Origin of the sequence: Leifsonia sp. SIMBA_070 (genome assembly GCF_046534635.1) — a bacterium.
Lineage (GTDB): Bacteria > Actinomycetota > Actinomycetes > Actinomycetales > Microbacteriaceae > Leifsonia.
This window is the reverse complement of record NZ_JAWRYK010000001.1, coordinates 2,951,229-2,968,207: the sequence shown is the minus strand read 5'-3', so window position 1 is coordinate 2,968,207 and position 16,979 is coordinate 2,951,229. Positions and strand designations below refer to the sequence as shown.

The 16,979-nt window shown below is 71.2% G+C and carries 15 protein-coding genes; 3 read left to right on the top strand and 12 right to left on the bottom strand.

Annotated features, from left to right (window positions below):
- Positions 1–105 precede the first annotated feature (105 nt).
- Entirely contained in the window at positions 106–864 is a 759-nt protein-coding gene (locus SB754_RS14020; protein ID WP_410782920.1) for an IclR family transcriptional regulator, read from the top strand.
- Between the two features lie 22 nt (positions 865–886).
- Here SB754_RS14020 and SB754_RS14015 read toward each other — a convergent pair whose 3' ends face one another.
- Entirely contained in the window at positions 887–1,474 is a 588-nt protein-coding gene (locus SB754_RS14015; RefSeq protein ID WP_410782919.1) for a Dps family protein, read from the bottom strand.
- 197 nt (positions 1,475–1,671) lie between these two features.
- Here SB754_RS14015 and SB754_RS14010 point away from each other — a divergent pair, with 197 nt between their 5' ends.
- The gene (locus SB754_RS14010; protein ID WP_410782918.1) at positions 1,672–2,118 is read left to right on the top strand and encodes an Hsp20/alpha crystallin family protein; all 447 of its coding nucleotides are present in this window, start codon (positions 1,672–1,674) and stop codon (positions 2,116–2,118) included.
- A 25-nt stretch (positions 2,119–2,143) separates the two neighbouring features.
- Here the strand turns inward: SB754_RS14010 and SB754_RS14005 are convergent, their stop codons facing one another.
- The gene (locus SB754_RS14005) at positions 2,144–2,584 is read right to left on the bottom strand and encodes an SRPBCC family protein (protein ID WP_410782917.1); all 441 of its coding nucleotides are present in this window, start codon (positions 2,582–2,584) and stop codon (positions 2,144–2,146) included.
- Between the two features lie 2 nt (positions 2,585–2,586).
- The gene (locus SB754_RS14000) at positions 2,587–4,131 is read right to left on the bottom strand and encodes a phytoene desaturase family protein (RefSeq protein ID WP_410782916.1); all 1,545 of its coding nucleotides are present in this window, start codon (positions 4,129–4,131) and stop codon (positions 2,587–2,589) included.
- A gap of 265 nt (positions 4,132–4,396) precedes the next feature.
- Between SB754_RS14000 and SB754_RS13995 the strand changes: the two genes are divergently transcribed.
- Positions 4,397–6,463 (top strand): DEAD/DEAH box helicase, encoded by a 2,067-nt coding sequence (locus SB754_RS13995; RefSeq protein ID WP_410782915.1) that lies wholly within the window; start codon positions 4,397–4,399, stop codon positions 6,461–6,463.
- Between the two features lie 102 nt (positions 6,464–6,565).
- Here the strand turns inward: SB754_RS13995 and SB754_RS13990 are convergent, their stop codons facing one another.
- The 9 genes from SB754_RS13990 to SB754_RS13950 form a co-directional block, all read right to left on the bottom strand.
- Positions 6,566–7,045, bottom strand: coding sequence for a MarR family winged helix-turn-helix transcriptional regulator (locus SB754_RS13990; protein ID WP_410782914.1), 480 nt, complete (start codon positions 7,043–7,045; stop codon positions 6,566–6,568).
- A complete protein-coding gene (locus tag SB754_RS13985; protein ID WP_410782913.1) occupies positions 7,042–8,232 on the bottom strand; it encodes an enolase C-terminal domain-like protein in 1,191 nt (396 codons plus the stop codon). Before SB754_RS13985 ends, SB754_RS13990 begins: the two co-directional genes overlap by 4 nt.
- Positions 8,222–10,054 (bottom strand): thiamine pyrophosphate-requiring protein, encoded by a 1,833-nt coding sequence (locus SB754_RS13980; protein WP_410782912.1) that lies wholly within the window; start codon positions 10,052–10,054, stop codon positions 8,222–8,224. Before SB754_RS13980 ends, SB754_RS13985 begins: the two co-directional genes overlap by 11 nt.
- A gap of 60 nt (positions 10,055–10,114) precedes the next feature.
- The gene (locus SB754_RS13975; protein ID WP_410782911.1) at positions 10,115–11,749 is read right to left on the bottom strand and encodes a GMC family oxidoreductase; all 1,635 of its coding nucleotides are present in this window, start codon (positions 11,747–11,749) and stop codon (positions 10,115–10,117) included.
- Positions 11,746–12,399 carry a gluconate 2-dehydrogenase subunit 3 family protein gene (locus SB754_RS13970; RefSeq protein WP_410782910.1) on the bottom strand — a complete coding sequence of 218 codons (654 nt, stop codon included), beginning with the start codon at positions 12,397–12,399 and terminating at the stop codon, positions 11,746–11,748. Before SB754_RS13970 ends, SB754_RS13975 begins: the two co-directional genes overlap by 4 nt.
- Positions 12,396–12,866 carry a hypothetical protein gene (locus SB754_RS13965; RefSeq protein WP_410782909.1) on the bottom strand — a complete coding sequence of 157 codons (471 nt, stop codon included), beginning with the start codon at positions 12,864–12,866 and terminating at the stop codon, positions 12,396–12,398. The genes SB754_RS13970 and SB754_RS13965 overlap by 4 nt, the downstream gene beginning before the upstream one ends.
- 85 nt (positions 12,867–12,951) lie before the next feature.
- A complete protein-coding gene (locus SB754_RS13960) occupies positions 12,952–14,283 on the bottom strand; it encodes an NAD(P)/FAD-dependent oxidoreductase (protein ID WP_410782908.1) in 1,332 nt (443 codons plus the stop codon).
- Positions 14,284–14,287: 4 nt separating this feature from the next.
- Positions 14,288–16,090 (bottom strand): glycoside hydrolase family 15 protein, encoded by a 1,803-nt coding sequence (locus SB754_RS13955; protein ID WP_410782907.1) that lies wholly within the window; start codon positions 16,088–16,090, stop codon positions 14,288–14,290.
- The gene (locus SB754_RS13950; protein ID WP_410782906.1) at positions 16,087–16,854 is read right to left on the bottom strand and encodes an SDR family NAD(P)-dependent oxidoreductase; all 768 of its coding nucleotides are present in this window, start codon (positions 16,852–16,854) and stop codon (positions 16,087–16,089) included. The genes SB754_RS13955 and SB754_RS13950 overlap by 4 nt, the downstream gene beginning before the upstream one ends.
- Positions 16,855–16,979 lie beyond the last annotated feature (125 nt).

Sequence of the window (16,979 nt, the reverse complement as noted above, 5' to 3'; positions counted from 1 at the left end):
GCCGCCTGGTGGCGTGCGCGCCGGCTGTAGGCTGCTCGGTGTCCGGGATCCCATACGCAGCGGCCGGCGGTCACCCGGGCCGGACACGGGGAGGAAAGGGATGCGATGAGCAAGGTCCCCGCGGCGGAGAACACCCTCCGCGTCCTCGCCTTCCTCGGTGCGCAGCGCGGCCCGGTGCCGGCCGCCGCGATCGCCTCGGCGCTGCACCTGCCGCGGTCGACGGTCTACCACCTCCTCGCCGTGCTGACCGAGCACGGCTTCGTGCTGCACTTCCCGGAGGCGCGGCGGTACGGCCTCGGCGTTGCCGCGTACGAGCTGTCGAGCGGGTTCTCACGGCAGCAGCCGCTGAGCAGGCTGGGACGCCCGATCGTCGCAGCCCTGGTCGACGCGATCGGCGAGTCGGGTCACGTCGCGGTGCTGCACGGACGCGACGTCGTCTACATCGTCGAGGAGCGCGCCCCACGCCGCCCGCGCCTCGTGACGGATGTCGGCGTCCGGCTGCCCGCCCACCTCACGGCCAGCGGGCGGGCGCTGCTCGCCACCCTCCCGCGCGAGCAGCTGCGCGCCCTGTACCCGGACTCGGACGCGTTCGAGGACCGCACAGGAGCAGGACCGCGGTCGTACGCCGAACTGCGGACGGTCGTGACCGAGGCGCGCGAGCGCGGCTACGCGACCGAGGACGGCGAGGTCACACCGGGCTTCGCCTCCGTCGCGGTGTCGGTCCGCGACCACGCCGGCTGGCCGGCCGCCGGCATCGCGGTCACCTTCCCGCGCGAGAACATCCCCGCCGAGGGGTGGGATGCGCTCGCAGCACGGGTGCGCGACGCGGCGGCCGAACTGTCCCGGCGCATCCGCGGCAGCTGATGCGGGGCAGCGGCCGGCGGCGTCAGGCGCGGGCCGGCGTCCGGTTCTCGGCGCTGACCATCCAGGCGAACTGCTCGAGCTTCTGGATGATCGCGTGCAGCAGGTCGGCGGAGGTGGGGTCCTCCTCGTCGACGTCGTCGTGAACGTCGCGCATGGTCCGGACCACGGCCTCCAGCCGCTCGGTGATGAGGTCGACCGTCTCGGTCGTGTCCACCTCGCCGTTGGGGAACTCGGGGAGGCTGGTCTGCTCCGCAACTGTCGAGCTGCGCCCGTCCGGCGTCGCGTGCAGGGCCCGGAGGCGCTCCGCGACGTCGTCGCTGAACAGGCGGGCGGCCTCCACGATCTCGTCCAGCTGCAGGTGCAGGTCGCGGAAGTTCTGTCCGACGACGTTCCAGTGCGCCTGCTTGCCCTGCAGGTGCAGCTCGATGAGGTCGACGTGGACCCGCTGGAGGTTCTGCGCCAGCTCGGCGGAGGCCACGAAGCCATGCTCGGCGTGCTCGCGGCGCGTGGGGGCGACGCCGACGGCGCTCGTCCGCCGGACGGCCGGAGTCTTCGGGGTGCTCTTCTTCGGGCTCGTCTTGGTGCTCGTCTTGGTCTGGCTGGCGGCCACGGTGTGTCCCTTCCGGTCGATGTGTCCCTTCCGGTCGATGAACGCCGCCAACGGTAGGCCCGGCGCGCGGCTTCCGGAACCGGGTTGACAGGCGCTTCAGACCCTTGGCACTCTCCGGACCAGAGTGCTAAAATCGTTGCTGAATCGAGAGGTGAAACCTCCTCTCACCAGCTCAATTGAAGAAAGGGGTACATCCAATGGCCATGTCGTTCGATCCTTTCTCCCAGTTGGACCGGATCGCGCAGAGCATCTTCGACACCAGCCATCAGCCGCGCATCATGCCGGTGGACCTGTTCCGTGAGGGCGACCGCTACATCCTGAACGCGGACCTCCCCGGCGCCGACCCCGCGTCGGTCGACGTGGACGTCGACGGCCACCTGCTGACCATCCGCGCGGTTCGTAGCGCCGCCGATCGCGATGGCGCCCGGTGGCTGGCCCAGGAGCGGCCCTACGGCGCGTACATGCGCCAGTTCACGATCGGCGACGACGTCGACCCGGACGGCATCACGGCGTCGTACGACAACGGGGTGCTGAGTGTCATGATCCCGGTCGCCGAGCGGGCCAAGCCGCGGAAGATCATGGTGGAGTCCTCGCGCGAGACCGAGCAGCGAGGCACCGAGCAGAAGGCGGTCTCCGCCGGCTGACCCGTCGGGCGGTGCGGGGGCGCCGTCAGCTTTCGGCGCGCCCCCGTGCCACCCACTCCAGCCGCCGCAGCGCCTCCGCGTTGCGGACGTGAAGGAGCGCGTCCGTCAGCACATCCGGGAGCCGGGTGACCGCGCCGGTGTAGGGGAACTCCTCCATACGGACCACGCAGCCGCCGCCGCGCGGCTTCGCCTCGATGATGACGCGCTCCGACCCGAACGGCCGGGTCTTCGCCTCCAGAACCATCCGGCGGGGAGGGTCCCACTCGTCGATCCGGGTCTCGTCGTTCAGGACGAGCGGCCAGACCCCGATGGAGTGGTGCAGGCGGGAGCCCACAGCGGGGTAGCGGGCGTCGGCTGCCCGGAGGCGGGAGGCCCCGACGACCCAGGTGGGGTACACCCACGCGTCGGCGAGGACAGCGAACACCTGCTCGGCAGTGCAGGACATGCGGCGGACGTTGACGGACATGATCAGGTCTCCGGGAGGGTCGGGGGCAGGAGGGCGTCGGGCACGACCGGCGACGCCGGCGTGGAATATGTCTGGTCGGGCCCGGGCGCGAGGTCCGGCATCCGGGTGAACCCGAACTCGTGGCGGAGCGCGCTGCGGGCGGCGTAGTAGCCGCCGAGCCCGTGCACGCCGGGTCCGGGCGCCGCCGACGCGGAGGCCAGGTAGAGGCCGCGTCCGGGCATCCGCCAGGGGTCCGACGAGAGCACGGGGCGCGCCACCAGCTGGGTGAAGTCGGGCGCGCCGGCGGAGATGTCGCCGCCGACGTAGTTCGGGTTGTGCTGCTGCACCTGCACGGCGTTCATCGTGGAGGTTCCGATGATGAGGTCGCGGAAGCCCGGTGCGAAGTGCTCGATGCGCCGGATGATGGCCTCCGTGCGGTCCTCCGTCGAGCCCCGCGGCACGTGCGTGTACGTCCAGAGCACGTGTTTGCCCGCCGGCGCCCTGCTCGGGTCGAACAGGGAGGGCTGCGAGAGCAGCACGTACGGAGGGTCGCTCTGATGTCCGGCGGCGACGGCGTTCTCGGCGCGGGCGACGTCCCGGCGCGTGCCTCCGAGGTGCACCGTCGCCGTCTCGTTCAGTTCCGGATTGAGCCACGGAACGGGCCCGGACAGCGCGAAGTCGGCCTTGAAGACGCCGTTGCCATCGCGGAAGTGCTCGATCCGGCGCAGGTAACCCGAGGAGAGCCGGTCTTCGCCCAGGCGAGCTGCTGCTGCGACATGGGTGTCGAAGACGATGACGCGGGCGTCCGGCAGCTCCGCCAGCGACTCCACCGGCGTTCCGGTGACGATCTCGCCGCCGTGGGCCTCCAGGTCGGCGACCATGGCGTCCGCGATGGCCTGGCTCCCGCCGACGGGGATGGGCCACCCGCGGGCGTGCGCGTACGTCGCCAGCGTCAGCCCGGCAGCAGCGCCGGCGACCGTGGGAAGAGGGAGGGTGGTGTGGGCGAAGACGCCCGACAGGAGAGCGCCGGGGGCATCGGTGCGGAACGGCACGTCCCACCACGGGCCGCCCTGCGCCAGCGCGGTGAGCCCGAACCGGGCAGCGACGAGGGGATGCCGGGGGATCTGCAGAAGGGCTGACCCGGTGAACTGCGCCACCTCATCCGCGTGCTCGACGAGCGGGCCCAGCAGCGCACGCCAGGCAGGACCGTCGACGCCCAGCCCATCGGCCGTGCGGTCGAGGTCGCGGTACGCCATCGCGACGCGGCCGCCCTCCAGCGGGTTGCCGTACGAGGCGGACGGCACGATGAACGGGACGCGCCGGTCGAGCCCGAAGCGGCGGAAGAAGCCGGAAGCGAGGGCGAGCGGGTGGACGGCGGAGCAGATGTCGTGGTGGAAGCCGGGGAGGGTCAGTTCCTCGGTGCGCAGGCCGCCGCCGATGGTCGCGTTCCGCTCGTAGACCCGGACGGACAGGCCGGCCCGGGCGAGCGTCACGGCGGCGGACAGGCCGTTCGGGCCCGAGCCGATGACGATCGCGTCCAGCCCATCGGCCGAGGTGGAGGAGCTCATACCTCCCTGTATACCCCGCTGCCGTTCTCGGGCCGAGGGCGATAAGCAGCCCGTTCTCAGCATCCATCCGCTAAGGTTGTTAGGTCGGCTCTTGACACTGCGCGATCTGCGCGGATGGGTTTGTCAGTCAAGTGGGCCGGTTTCGCACCCGATCGGCGGTGCGAATCACACAATCGTGAACGGCCCCGGACACAGTTCGCCCGGGATTCATCCGGTGCGCTTCGGCGTGCCGCCGCGCACTCGACATAACCCAGGAAGCACATCCATGCCCGGATACAACAACGACCGACGATCGCAGCCCTCCCGCGGCGGCGCACCCAAGAACGGGAGCCGCAGCCCCAAGCACCGCGGCTACCGCGCAGAGGAGCCCGCGGCCGGAGCCAAGAAGGCCCGCTGGAGCGCGGAGGATCGCGCCGCCCGTGGCCAGTCCACCTACGGCACCCGCGACGGCAACGCCGGCGCAGGCCGCAGCCGTGGCGAGCGCCCCAACTGGGAGCCGCGCGGCAAGGACGCGCGCCGCACCGAGCGCGAGTGGGAGGACCGCTCGCAGCGCCAGGAGCGCCCGCGCCGCACGTTCGACGACCGTGCCGAGCGCCCGCGCCGTGACGCCGACGAGCGTCCGCGTCGTCAGTTCGACGATCGCAGCAACGACCGCCCGCGTCGCGAGTACGACGACCGTCCCCGCCGCGACTTCGGCGACCGTGCCGAGCGTCCGCGCCGTGATGCGGACGAGCGTCCGCGTCGTCAGTTCGACGACCGCAGCGACCGTCCGCGTCGCGACTTCGGCGACCGCACCGAGCGCCCGCGTCGCGAGTACGACGACCGCCCGCGCCGCGACTTCGGCGACCGCACCGAGCGCCCGCGTCGCGAGTACGACGATCGCCCGCGCCGCGACTTCGGCGACCGCAGCGACCGTCCCCGTCGCGACTTCGGCGACCGCACCGAGCGTCCGCGTCGCGACTTCGGCGACCGTGCCGAGCGTCCCCGTCGTGAGTACGACGACCGCCCGCGCCGCTCGTTCGACGAGCGCGCAGAGCGCCCGCGTCGCGACTCCTCCTTCTACCCTTCGCGTGACGAGAAGGCCGCCTTCGTGCCGACCGACGACGTCGTGCTCGAGCGCCTCGAGGCGGAGGCCATCCAGGCCGAAGACGTCGACGGCGTGACCTTCGGCGACCTCGGTCTCGGCGGCAACATCGTCCGTGCGCTGGCCGAGCTGGGCGCCGACAAGCCGTTCCCGATCCAGGCGGCGACACTGCCCGACGTGCTCGCCGGCAAGGATGTTCTCGGACGCGGCCGCACCGGCTCCGGCAAGACCATCGCCTTCGGCGCCCCGCTCGCCGAGCGCCTCATGCAGCTTTGGGCCGAGTCCGGAAAGTCCGGCGGCAAGCGCCAGCTCGGCCGTTCGCCCCGCGCGCTGATCCTGGCCCCGACTCGCGAGCTCGCGCTGCAGATCGACCGCACCGTGCAGCCGATCGCCCGCAGCGTCGGCCTCTTCACCACGCAGATCTACGGCGGCGTCCCGCAGGCTCGTCAGGTCGGTGCGCTGCAGCGCGGCGTCGACATCGTGATCGGCACCCCCGGCCGCATCGAGGACCTCATCGAGCAGGGCCGCCTGGACCTCAGCGAGGTGCAGATCACCGTCCTGGACGAGGCCGACCACATGTGCGACCTCGGCTTCCTGGAGCCGGTTCAGCGCATCCTGCGCCACACCGCCGAGGGCGGCCAGAAGCTGCTCTTCTCGGCCACGCTCGACTCGGGCGTCGCGCAGCTGGTGGACGAGTTCCTCGTCGACCCGGCCGTGCACGAGGTCGCAGGCGAGGACCAGGCGTCCTCCACGATCGACCACCGCGTGCTCGTCATCGAGCACCGCGACAAGGCCGCCATCATCGAGCAGCTCGCGGACCGCGAGGGCAAGACCCTGGTCTTCGCCCGGACCCGCGCGTTCGCCGAGATGCTCGCCGACCAGCTCGACGACGCCGGCATCCCGGCCGTCAGCCTGCACGGCGACCTCAATCAGTCGCGCCGTACGCGCAACCTGGCGCAGCTGACCAGCGGACGCGTCAACGTGCTCGTCGCCACCGATGTCGCCGCCCGCGGTATCCACGTCGACGACATCGACCTGGTCATCCAGGCCGACGCCCCGGACGAGTACAAGACCTACCTGCACCGCTCCGGCCGCACCGGCCGCGCAGGCAAGCAGGGCACGGTCGTGACGCTCATCCCGCGTCAGCGCCAGCGCCGCATGAACGAGCTGCTCAGCCGCGCCGAGATCGAGGCCGACTTCGTGCCGGCCGCCCCCGGCGACGACGTGCTCCTCACCCTCGCGCAGTAACCCGCTCCGCACCCCTCCGCCCACCGTCGACTCCACGAATACTGCACAGACACGCCGTCTGTAGCGTGCAGAAATCGTGTAGTCGACGGTGGGCGAAGGTCGTTAAGGGGCGGGGTGCGGCGGCCGCAGGAGGGTGAAGCGGCCGTCCTCGGACGGGGTCACGCCCGCCGCTGCCGCGAAGGCGGCGAAGCCGCGGGCTGCGGCTTCGCGCTCGTCGTCGGGCATCGCGGCGAGCACCTGGGCGACCGCGTTCCGGCGGTGCTCGATCACGCGCTCCACCAGCCGCTCGCCCTCCCGGGTGAGCGTGAGCTGCACGTAGCGCCGGTCGGTCGGCTCCTCGCGACGCTGGATGAGTCCTGCGCGCACGAGCTTCTCGCTGATGCGGGTCGCGTTCGACGCGTGGACGCCCAGCTCGGCGGCGACGTCGCCCGGGTTCTGCGGGCCCCGGGTCGCGATGAAGACCAGCACCCGGAGCTGCGGCGACGTGACGACGCTCTCGACCTCGACGACCGACTGTGCCGCAACGCGCAGCAGGACGTCGGCGGCGCGCAGGGCGGAATCGATCGGTTCTGCGGAGGTCACGGATCCTTTCTACCCTGGATCCGTTGCGAATCCGCAATGCTTGCGTGCTCGTCGTCGAAATCCGCCGAGAACGCCTCCACCCGGTACCGGAGGACGTCCTCCTCCTTCAGCGTCAGCCCGTGCCCCGGGGCTGACCGGTCGGGCACCAGCTCCCCGTCGCGCAGCGCGGGCACCCCGTCGAAGAACGCTCCGGCGATGCGCGCGTGGTCGTGGAAGTACTCGACGTTGATCACGCCGTCCAGCGCGGCGCCGACGGAGGCGTGCAGTGCAGGGGCGGTGTGAGCGCTGAGCGGCACCTCGAAGGCCCGGGCCAGTGCAGCGGCCGCCCGGAACCCGGTGATGCCGCACCGGGTCGCGTCGGCCTGCAGCACGTCGACGCAGCCGTCGACCAGCAAGTCCCGGAAGTCTGCGGGGACGTACCCGTACTCGCCCGCCGCGACACGCAGCGGCGCCGGGAGGCGGTCGCGCAGCAGCCGGAGGCCGTCACGGTCGTCGCTGGAGACCGGCTCCTCGAACCAGGTGACCCCGAACTCCGCGAACCGGCCGGCCAGCTCCAGCGCCTGCTTGCGCGCGTAGGCGCCGTTCGCATCCACGAAGAGCTCGGTCGCCGGGCCGATCGCCTCCCGCGCGACGGCCACGCGACGGACGTCGTCATCCGGATAGGACCCCACCTTCATCTTCACAGCACGCAGCCCGTGCTCCGCCCAGGCGCCGAGCTGCTCGGTCAGCTCGGCGTCCGAGTAGTCGGTGAAGCCTCCGCTCCCGTAGGCGGCGACGGTGTCGTGCGCGCCGCCGAGGTACTGGGTGAGCGACACGTCCGCCAGGCGGGCGGCGAGGTCGTGCACGGCGATGTCGACCACCGAGATCGCTGCCGCGCACAGCCCGCGCCACCCGGCGTTGCGCACGGCGCGGGCCATGGCCCAGAAGATCCGCTCGGTGTCGCGCGCGTCCATCCCAGCGATAACGGGGCACAGCAGGTCGCGGACGATCCCGAGGGCGGCGGGCGACGTGTGGACGAACCCCATCCCTGTGACGCCGCCGGCTTCGAGCCGCACCACGAGCACGCCGGTGCTGTCCCAGGTGATGGTCCCGTCGCTCTCCGGGCGCTCGCGGCCGCCGGTCGCGGTGGGCACCGCGTACGCCTCCGCCCGGATCGAGCGGAGGCGCACGTCCGGATCAGCTCTCATCGTCGCCGTGGTCCCGGTGCAGCGCCCCCTTCACCCGCTCGACGCCTTCGGTGACGAGAGAGGTCGCGGAGTCCTTGATGACGCCGATGGCCTCCGGGTCGCCCTTGAGCAGCGCGGCGGCGGTGTTCTTGGCGTACTCCGCCGTGATGTGGGGAGGAAGCGGCGGCACGTTCTTGCTGGTGTGCGCGTCGATCAGAGTGACGCCGCGGTGCGCGAACGCAGCGTCCCACGCCGCCCCGATGTCGTCGTCCTTCTCGACCGTGATGCCGTTGAAGCCCAGCAGCTTCGCCCAGCCGGCGTAGTCGACGGATTCGACGTCCTGCGCCGTCTCCCAGACCGGGTTGCCGTCCTCCGTGCGCATCTCCCACGACACTTGCGTGAGGTCGTCGTTGTGGATCACGAGCACGATGAACGACGGGTCCTCCCAGCGGGACAGGTACTTCTTCAGGGTGATCAACTCGTTCATGCCGAGCATCTGGAAGGCGCCATCGCCGATGGTGCACACGACCGTCCGCTCGGGGTAGGCGAACTTGGCGGCCTCCGCGTAGGGCATGGCGGCGAGCATGGTCGCGAGCCGCCCGGACAGGTCGCCGCGCATCCCGTCGCGCAGCCGGATGTGCTGGCCGTACCAGTCGGCCGTGGTTCCGGCGTCGGCGGTGACGATCGCCCGGGCGGGCAGCCGCTTGTTGAGCTCGTAGTAGACCCGGCGCGGGTTGACGCCGTCGGAGTAGGTCTGCTCGGCCTGCGCCGTCATCTCGTCCTCCCACTCGCGCATGTCGGAGGTGACCTTCTTCTGCCAGGAGAGGTCATCGGTCTGCTTCAGCAGGGGGAGGAGGCCGGCCATCGCCGTCTTCACGTCGGCCCAGATGCTGACCTCGGTGGGGTAGCGCATCCCGAGTTGCTCCGGCCGCAGGTCGATCTGCACGGCACGTGCTTGTCCGGGGCCGGGCAGGAACTGCCCGTACGGGTAGTTCGTGCCGAGCATCACGAGGGTGTCGCACTCCTTGATCTGCCGGTAACTCGGTCGTGAGCCGAGCAGTCCGACCTGCTGCGTGTGGAACGGCACGTCCGACGAGATGACGTCCTTGGCGCGGAGGGTCGTGATGATACAGGCGCCGGTGAGCCGGGCCGCCTCCAGGACCTCCTCCGTGGCGCCGGTAGCGCCCGCGCCGACCAGGAACGTGACGCGCTCGCCGGCGTTGATGAGGTCCGCGGCTGCCTGCAGCTGCTCCAGCGGCGGCGCGATCGCGGTGGAGGGGGCCACGGCGCTCGACCGCGACACCCACATCTTCGCCGCCGGCTCCTCCATCTTCTGGCCCTGGATGTCGTGCGGCACGATGATCACGCACGGCTGGAGGCGGGTGATCGCTGTGCGGAACGCCGTATCGACGACCGCCTGCGCCTGCGCAGGGGACACGATCGTCTGCACGTAGGCGGCGACGTCCTGGTAGGCCCGCTCCAGGTTGCTCTCCTGCTGGTTGAAGGTGCCGAACGAGTCGAGGCCCTGCTGGCCGACGATCGCGACCACCGGCTGGTTGTCCATCTTCGCGTCGTACAGCCCGTTCATCATGTGGAAGCCGCCGGGGCTCGAGGTTGCGGCACAGACGCCCACCTCTCCGGTGAACTTGGCGTGGGCGGTCGCCATCAGGGCGGCGATCTCCTCGTGCGTCGGGCGGATGTACTCCAGTCCGCCGCCCGCCCGCTCGGCTCTCCCCAGGGCGCCGTCGAATTCGCCGAGGCCGTCGCCCGGATACCCGAACACCCGGCGGACGCCCCACTCCTGGATGCGCCCGACCACGAAATCACTCACCGTCGTCGTCATGCTGACTCTCCTCTTCCTTGCTGTCGTTCACCGGCCATCCAACCCTCGGAGGTCGCCGCGTCAACGCCTTCCGCGACCCAAAAGCCGGTCGGCCGCGCGCGCCGCCACGGCCATGATCGTGAGCGCCGGGTTCGCGCTGCCCTGCGTGGGGAGCACGCTGCCGTCGGTGATGAGCAGGTTGGGCACGGCGAAGCTGCGGCAGTCGGCGTCCACCACGGCCTCCCGCTCGTTGCCGCCCATCCGCGCACCCCCGACGAGGTGGGCGTAGCGCTGGATCGTCATCGTCTCCTGCGCACCCGCGGCCTCCAGGATGCGCTCCATGGTGGCCTGCGCGGCCTTCGCCAGGGCCCGGTCGTTGTCGCACTGCGTGTACGAGAAGTGCGCGACCGGGAGGCCGTAGCGGTCGGTCTCATCGGCCAGCGTGACGCGGTTGCCCGGCTGGGGCAGGAACTCGCACAGCGCGCCCAGGCAGGCCCAGTGCACGTAGTCCGCCATGTACCTGCGCAGGTCTGCCCCCCAGAATCCCTGGGCCATGACGTGCTCCGCCCAGGTGATCGGCAGCGGCGACACCGTCTGGATCGAGTACCCGCGCTTGTACGGTTTGCCCGGGTCGGTCTCGTAGAAGTCCTCGGTGCTGACCTCGGGAGGCGGCGCCTTCCACATCCGGATCTCGTCGGCGAAGCGGCCGGCGGTCTGCGGTGCGCCCTGCACCATCAGGTAGCGCCCGACCTGATCGAAGTCGTTGCAGAGTCCGTCCGGGAAACGGCGCGAGCGCGAGTTGAGGAGCAGCCGCGGGGTCTCGATGGAGTAGCCGGCGACCGCCACCATCCGCGCGCGCTGGAAGCGCGGAACGCCATCGCGGAAGTAGTGCACGCCGGTGGCGCGCCCGGTGCGCTCGTCGTACTCGATGGAGCTGACCATGCTGTCCGCGCGGATCTCGGCGCCGTGCTCCAGCGCGTCCGGGATGTGGGTGACCAGGGGCGACGCTTTGGCGTTGACCTTGCAGCCCTGCAGGCAGAAGCCGCGGTAGATGCAGTGCGGCCGGTGCCCGAACCGTCCGTTCGTGATGGCCACAGGACCGACCTTGGCCGTGATCCCGGCTGCGAGTGCGCCCCGCAGGAATGTCTCCCCATTGCCGGACACGGGATGCGGGCTGTGCGGATACGTGTGCGGCTCCCCCCACGGCCAGTCCTCGCCGGCGACGGGCAGCTCGTTCTCGATGTCCGAGTAGTAGGGGGACAGCTCCTCGTACGCGAGGGGCCAGTCAGCGCCGACGCCGTCCACGCTCTGGGTGTGGAAGTCGCTCGGATGGAAGCGCGGCACATAGCCCGCGTAGTGCACCATCGAGCCGCCGACGCCGCGCCCCGAATTGTTCGAGCCGAGCGGGACGGGGTCGCCGCCGCCGATCTGCCGGGGCTCCGTCCAGTACAGGTGGTGGGAGCCTGCCTCGTCGCTCACCCAGTCGCGCTCCGGCTCCCAGAACGGCCCGGCGTCGAACGCCACGGCGCTCCAGCCCGCGCGCGCGAGCCGCTGCAGGAGGACGGAGCCGCCCGCGCCGCAGCCGACGATCGCGATGTCGACCTCGTCCGTGTCCGCGAAGCGCCGCATCCTCTCGCGCAGCCGCGGCTCGGTCCGTGAGCCGTCGGGCGTGAGCAGCCACGCCGACGCATTGCGGTCCTGTACCGCGCCGGTCACGTGTCGGCCCCGCCGTCCGGCCGCGTGGAGGGCATGTCGTCGGGGTGGACGTCCGGCACCTCGAACGGCTCGAGCCGGTCGAGGCCGAGGTTCTTGTAACCGCGCGGGTAGGCGGGGCCGGCGAAGCCGATCTCGTCCCAGGCCTCCGGGTGGCTGTAGAAGGCGGTGCAGGCGTAGCGCGTCCACAGGCTCCAGACCTGTCCGCGGTGGAATCCGCGCCAGTCGCCGTCGCCGGTGCGGATCGTCTCCAGCAGCTCCCGGCGCTCGCCGCGGTCGCACTCGGCGAACGCGCAGCCGTGCGCGTCACGCGCGTCGTCGTCGAGGGCCGCGAGGGTCTGGTGCCACGCGTCCGCGTCGATCGGCATCGAGTCGTAGTGCCAGCCGTCGGTCTGGCTCTCGGCGAGCCGGGCATCCACCAGCGCTGTGATGGGAACCCGGCCGTCGCCCTCCTGGTCGAGCAGCTCGTCGAACAGTGCCGTGGCCGCCGCCTGCTCGACGATGTCGAAGAAGCGGATGTCGGAGGGCCGCCCGATCCGGGCGAGCACGACCGAGCGGGTCGCGTCGTCCCAGTGCTGCTTCTGGTCGAGCACCCGGAAGCCCGGGAACCGGTCGGGCACGCCCGCGCCCGGATGCGTGGGCGGCGTCCTCACTTCTCTCTCCTCAGGATCGCCGCGAGCAGCCCCATGCCGCCGACCATCGTGACCAGGAGGGGCGCCAGCAGCGGCGGTCCCATCTCGAGGTTGTAGCGGAGGTTGTGCCAGCCTCCCGGCTTCTGCGTGATGCCCCGGGCGTGCAGGTAGGTGCCCTGCAGTCCGTTGGCGACGATCGTCGCTGCGGCGATGGGCAGCAGCGTCTTGGCCGCACGGCGGTTGAAGACGCCGGCGATCCCGGCGGCGGCCCCGACGGGTCCGAGGATGACCGGGGCCCACATCCATGGATCGCCGAAGCTGGCCTTGTCGTGCTCGAAGTAGATCTCACCGGCGGTGACCAGCGAGCCGACGGCGGTCAGGCCGGAGAGCGACCGTTCGAAACGTCCGGTCTCCACGTTCCGCACCATGCGGTCGATGCCGTGGAGCGGGTGCTTGGCTGTGCGCCGGGTGCGGCTTCGTCGTGTCACGTCCACCTCCCTTAGTTGCGTCAGTGCAAGCGTTCCACCTGGGCGGTTCCGGGTGAAGCCGCTCGCAGCCCCTTCTCAGGTGCCGTCACTTCTCGGCCTGCTCCTGAGCCGCCTGCCGGAAGCGCTCCCGCGGCTCCGGGAATGCGGCGACCGGCGCCTCCTCGCGCGGGGTGAGTCCGTTGCCGATCCAGCCGAGCACCAGCCGGAACCGGCGGGCTACGCTCGGCAACGCGATGGCGTGGTAGACCTTGTCGACCGCCCAGGCCGGGAGGCCGCGCAGCGGAAGCCCGCGCAGTACCGCGGCGCCGCGCATCCCGCCGTAGCTGGCCAGCGTGCCGAGCGAGCGGTGCCGGTACTCGACCGGCGGCTGCCCGTCGAGGGCGCGACGCAGGTTCCCCGCCAGCACGCGGGCCTGACGGATGGCGTTCTGGGCGTTGGGCGGGTAGTAGGCCGGCTGGTGCTCGGCGGTCAGGTCGGGAACCTGCGCATCGTCGCCGAGCGCCCACACCCCGTCGAGCGGAGTGCCGTCGTCACGCACGGCCTGCAGGCTCGCGCTGCACTGGACGTGGCCCTTCTTCCCGCGCGGCACATCGGTCCGTCCGAGCACCGGGTTCGGCGTGACGCCGGCGACCCAGACGATGGTGTCGGCGGGGTGCGTCTCTCCGTTGTTCAGGACCACGATGCCGTTCTCGCAGGTCGTCATCTCCGTCTTCAGGAGCACGCGGACACCGCGCTGCCGCAGCAGTCGCAGCGTCCAGGCGGAGAGCGGCTCGGTGAGCTCCGCGGCGATCCGCCCTGCGGCCTCCACCAGCAGCCAGCTCATCCGCTCGCCGTCGAGCTCGCGGTAGCGGTCGAGCTCCGAGGCGGCGAGGCGCTGCAGCTCGGCGATCGCCTCCACGCCGGTGTAGCCGCCGCCGACGAAGACGAAGGTGAGGGCGCGCTGCCGTTCCGCCCGGTCGGCGGTCGAGGCTGCGAACCGGATGCGCTCCAGTACGTGGTCGCGCAGGTACGCGGCCTCCTCGACGCTCGAGAAGCCGATCGCGTTCTCGGCGAGACCCGGGATGGAAAGAGTCTTGGTCACGGCGCCCAGCGCGAAGACGACGTGGTCGTAGTGGAGGGCGCGCTCCGTCCCGTCGAGCGATCGGACGACCGCCACCTTCGCGGCCGTGTCGACGGACTCCAGCGAGCCCGGCACGAGGTGGGCGTGCTTCAGCGGCCGTCGGAGCGGGACGACGGTGTCGCGCGCCTGCGTCTCGCCGCCCGCGACCTCGGGCAGCAGGGGTTTGTAGGTGAGGTACGGCTGCGGGTCCACGACGGTCAGCCGCAGGCGGTGCGCCGCGGCGTCCCGTCGCAGCTCCCGCGCGAGGGTGAAGCCGGAGAACCCGGCTCCGAGGACGAGGATGTCCGGCTGGGGCATCGTCTCACTCCTTCCCGATCGGGATGCGGTCCTGCGTGGTGCTCACCCCGCCGGACAGCAGATGGAACGCGCTCCGGACGAGCGCGAAATGGCTGTACGCCTGCGGCATGTTGCCGAGCTGCCGGGAGCCGTGCGGATCCCACTCCTCGCTCAGCAGCCCGACGTCGTTGCGCAGGGTCAGCAAGCGGCCGAAGAGCTCCTCCGCCTCGTCCCGTCGTCCCGCGCCGATGAGCGCGTCCACCAGCCAGAACGAGCAGGCGATGAAGACGCCTTCCTTTCCCGGGAGGCCGTCGTCGCTGGCCTGCGGACGGTAGCGCAGCACGAACCCCTCCTCCGTGAGGTCCCGCTGGATCGCGTCGATCGTCCCGACCACGCGTGGGTCGTCGGGCGGCAGGAAGCCGACGCGCGGGATGAGCAGCAGCGACGCATCCAGATCGGTCGACCCGTACGCCTGGACGAACGTGTTCCGCTTGGTGTCGTACCCGTTGGCGAGGATGTCGCGCCGGATCTCCGCCCGCAGCCGCTCCCAGCGGCGCACGGGGCCGGGGAGGCCGAACTGCTGGGCGCCGTCGATCATCCGGTCGACGGCGACCCAGCACATCAGCTTGGAGTGGGTGAAATGCCGGCGCGGGCCGCGCATCTCCCAGAGACCGTTGTCGGGCTCCCGCCAGGTGCGGGCGAGGTGCTCGACGAGCGCGCACTGCAGGTTCCAGGCGTCATCGCCGGAGCCGATGGTCGACCGGGTCAGGGAGAGCCCGTCGAGCACTTCGCCCCAGACGTCGAGCTGGAGCTGCTCGGCGGCCGCGTTCCCGATGCGGACGGGCGTCGAGCCGTCGTAACCGGCGAGCCAGTCGAGCGTCTCCTCGGGTAGCCGCCTGCGCCCATCCAGCCCGTACATGATCCGTAGGTCGGCGGGGTCGCCGGCCACGGCGCGCACGAGCCAGTCGCGCCATGCCCTCGCCTCGTCGGTGTACCCGGCGGTCAGCAGCGATTGGAGGGCGAGGGTCGCGTCCCGCAGCCAGCAGAACCGGTAGTCCCAGTTGCGCGGTCCTCCCGGCTGCTCGGGGAGGGAGGTGGTGGGGGCCGCGACGATGCCGCCGGTCGGCAGATAGGTGAGAGCCTTCAGCGTGATCAGAGAGCGCTGGACGGCGTCCTTGTGGGGGCCGTACGCCGTGCTCCGCCCGCTCCACCGCGTCCAGTACAGCTCGGTCTCGGCGAGGGCGGCCTCGGGGTCCGCCGGGTCGGGCTCCGACTCGTGGCTCGGATACCAGGTGAGGACGAAGGAGACGCGATCCCCTGGGTCGACCGTGAAGTCGGCGACCGTTGTCATGTCACGGCCGACCAGAGGGACGTCCGAGGTGATGAGGAGCGCATCCGGTCCGGCGACGGCACGCACCCCCTCCGGGGTCTTCGTCACCCACGGCGTCACATGCCCGTAGTCGAAGCGGACGGTGAGGTCGGCGTGCATGGCGACAGAGCCGGAGATCCCCTCCACGATGCGCACGAGGTCGGCGGCACGATCGCGCACCGGCATGAAGTCGGTGATCCGGACGTGGCCCTCCGCCGTCTCCCACTCCGTCTCCAGGATGAGCGTCTCACCGCGGTAGCGCCTCCGGGTGCACCGGCCGGCGTCCGTCGGCGCGATCCGCCAGCGGCCCGCCGACTCGGTGTCGAGCAGGGCCGCGAAGCACGCGGGGGAGTCGAAGTGCGGCAGGCACAGCCAATCGACCGAGCCGTCGGCCGACACCATCGCCGCCGTGTGCAGGTCCCCGATCAGCGCGTAGTCCTCGATCCGGGGCGCACTCACAGCCCGACGCTGCCCCGCATGATCCCGCCGTCCACGAACACCGTGGTGGCCGTCATGTACTTCGCGGCGTCGGAGATGACGAAGGCGACGACGCCGCCGATCTCGGACGGGTCCGCCACCTCCCGCAGCGGGATGCTGTTCTCCAGCTTCTGCCGGAGCGAGTCGTCCTTCATGGTGCTCTCGTTGATGGGCGTGTCGACGGCGCCGGGCGCCACGTTCACCACGCGCACCCCCTGCGGCCCGAGTTCGACTCCGGCCGTGCGGGTGAGCATCCGCATCCCGCCCTTCGACACGCAATAGCTGAGGTTGCCGGGCATCGGCCAGTCCTCGTGCACCGACGAGATGTTGACGACGATGCCTCCGGAGCCCTGCTCGATGAAGCGCTTCGCTGCGCGCTGGGTGCCGAAGACGGCGCTCTTCAGATTGACCGCCATCACGTGGTCGAACGTCTTCTCGTCCACCTCCAGGAGGGTGTGCCGCTCCTCGATGCCCGCATTGTTGACGAAGGCGTCCAGGTGGCCGAACTCGTCGACGGCGGTCGAGATCAGTTTCTCGATGCCGGCGATGGTGGAGACATCCGCCTCGACGCCGATCGCGCGGCCGCCGCCGGACGTGACCTCCTTCACCAGGTCGGCGGTGTCCTCCGGGTGTGCGACGTAGTCGATGACGACGGAGGCCCCCGCAGCCGCCAGGGAGCGGACGATGGCCGCTCCGATCCCACTGTTCCCGCCGGTGACGACGACGCTCCTACCGCTCAGGTCCACGGATCCTCCTCAGGGGTCGCTGCCCATTCAACGCTTCGATTGCGCAATTGCAATAGTGGGCGCAGGGGTCACAGACTCCGGCGCCGGGGGTGCGGCCGCGTGTACGTGCTGTCGACCTCTCGTCT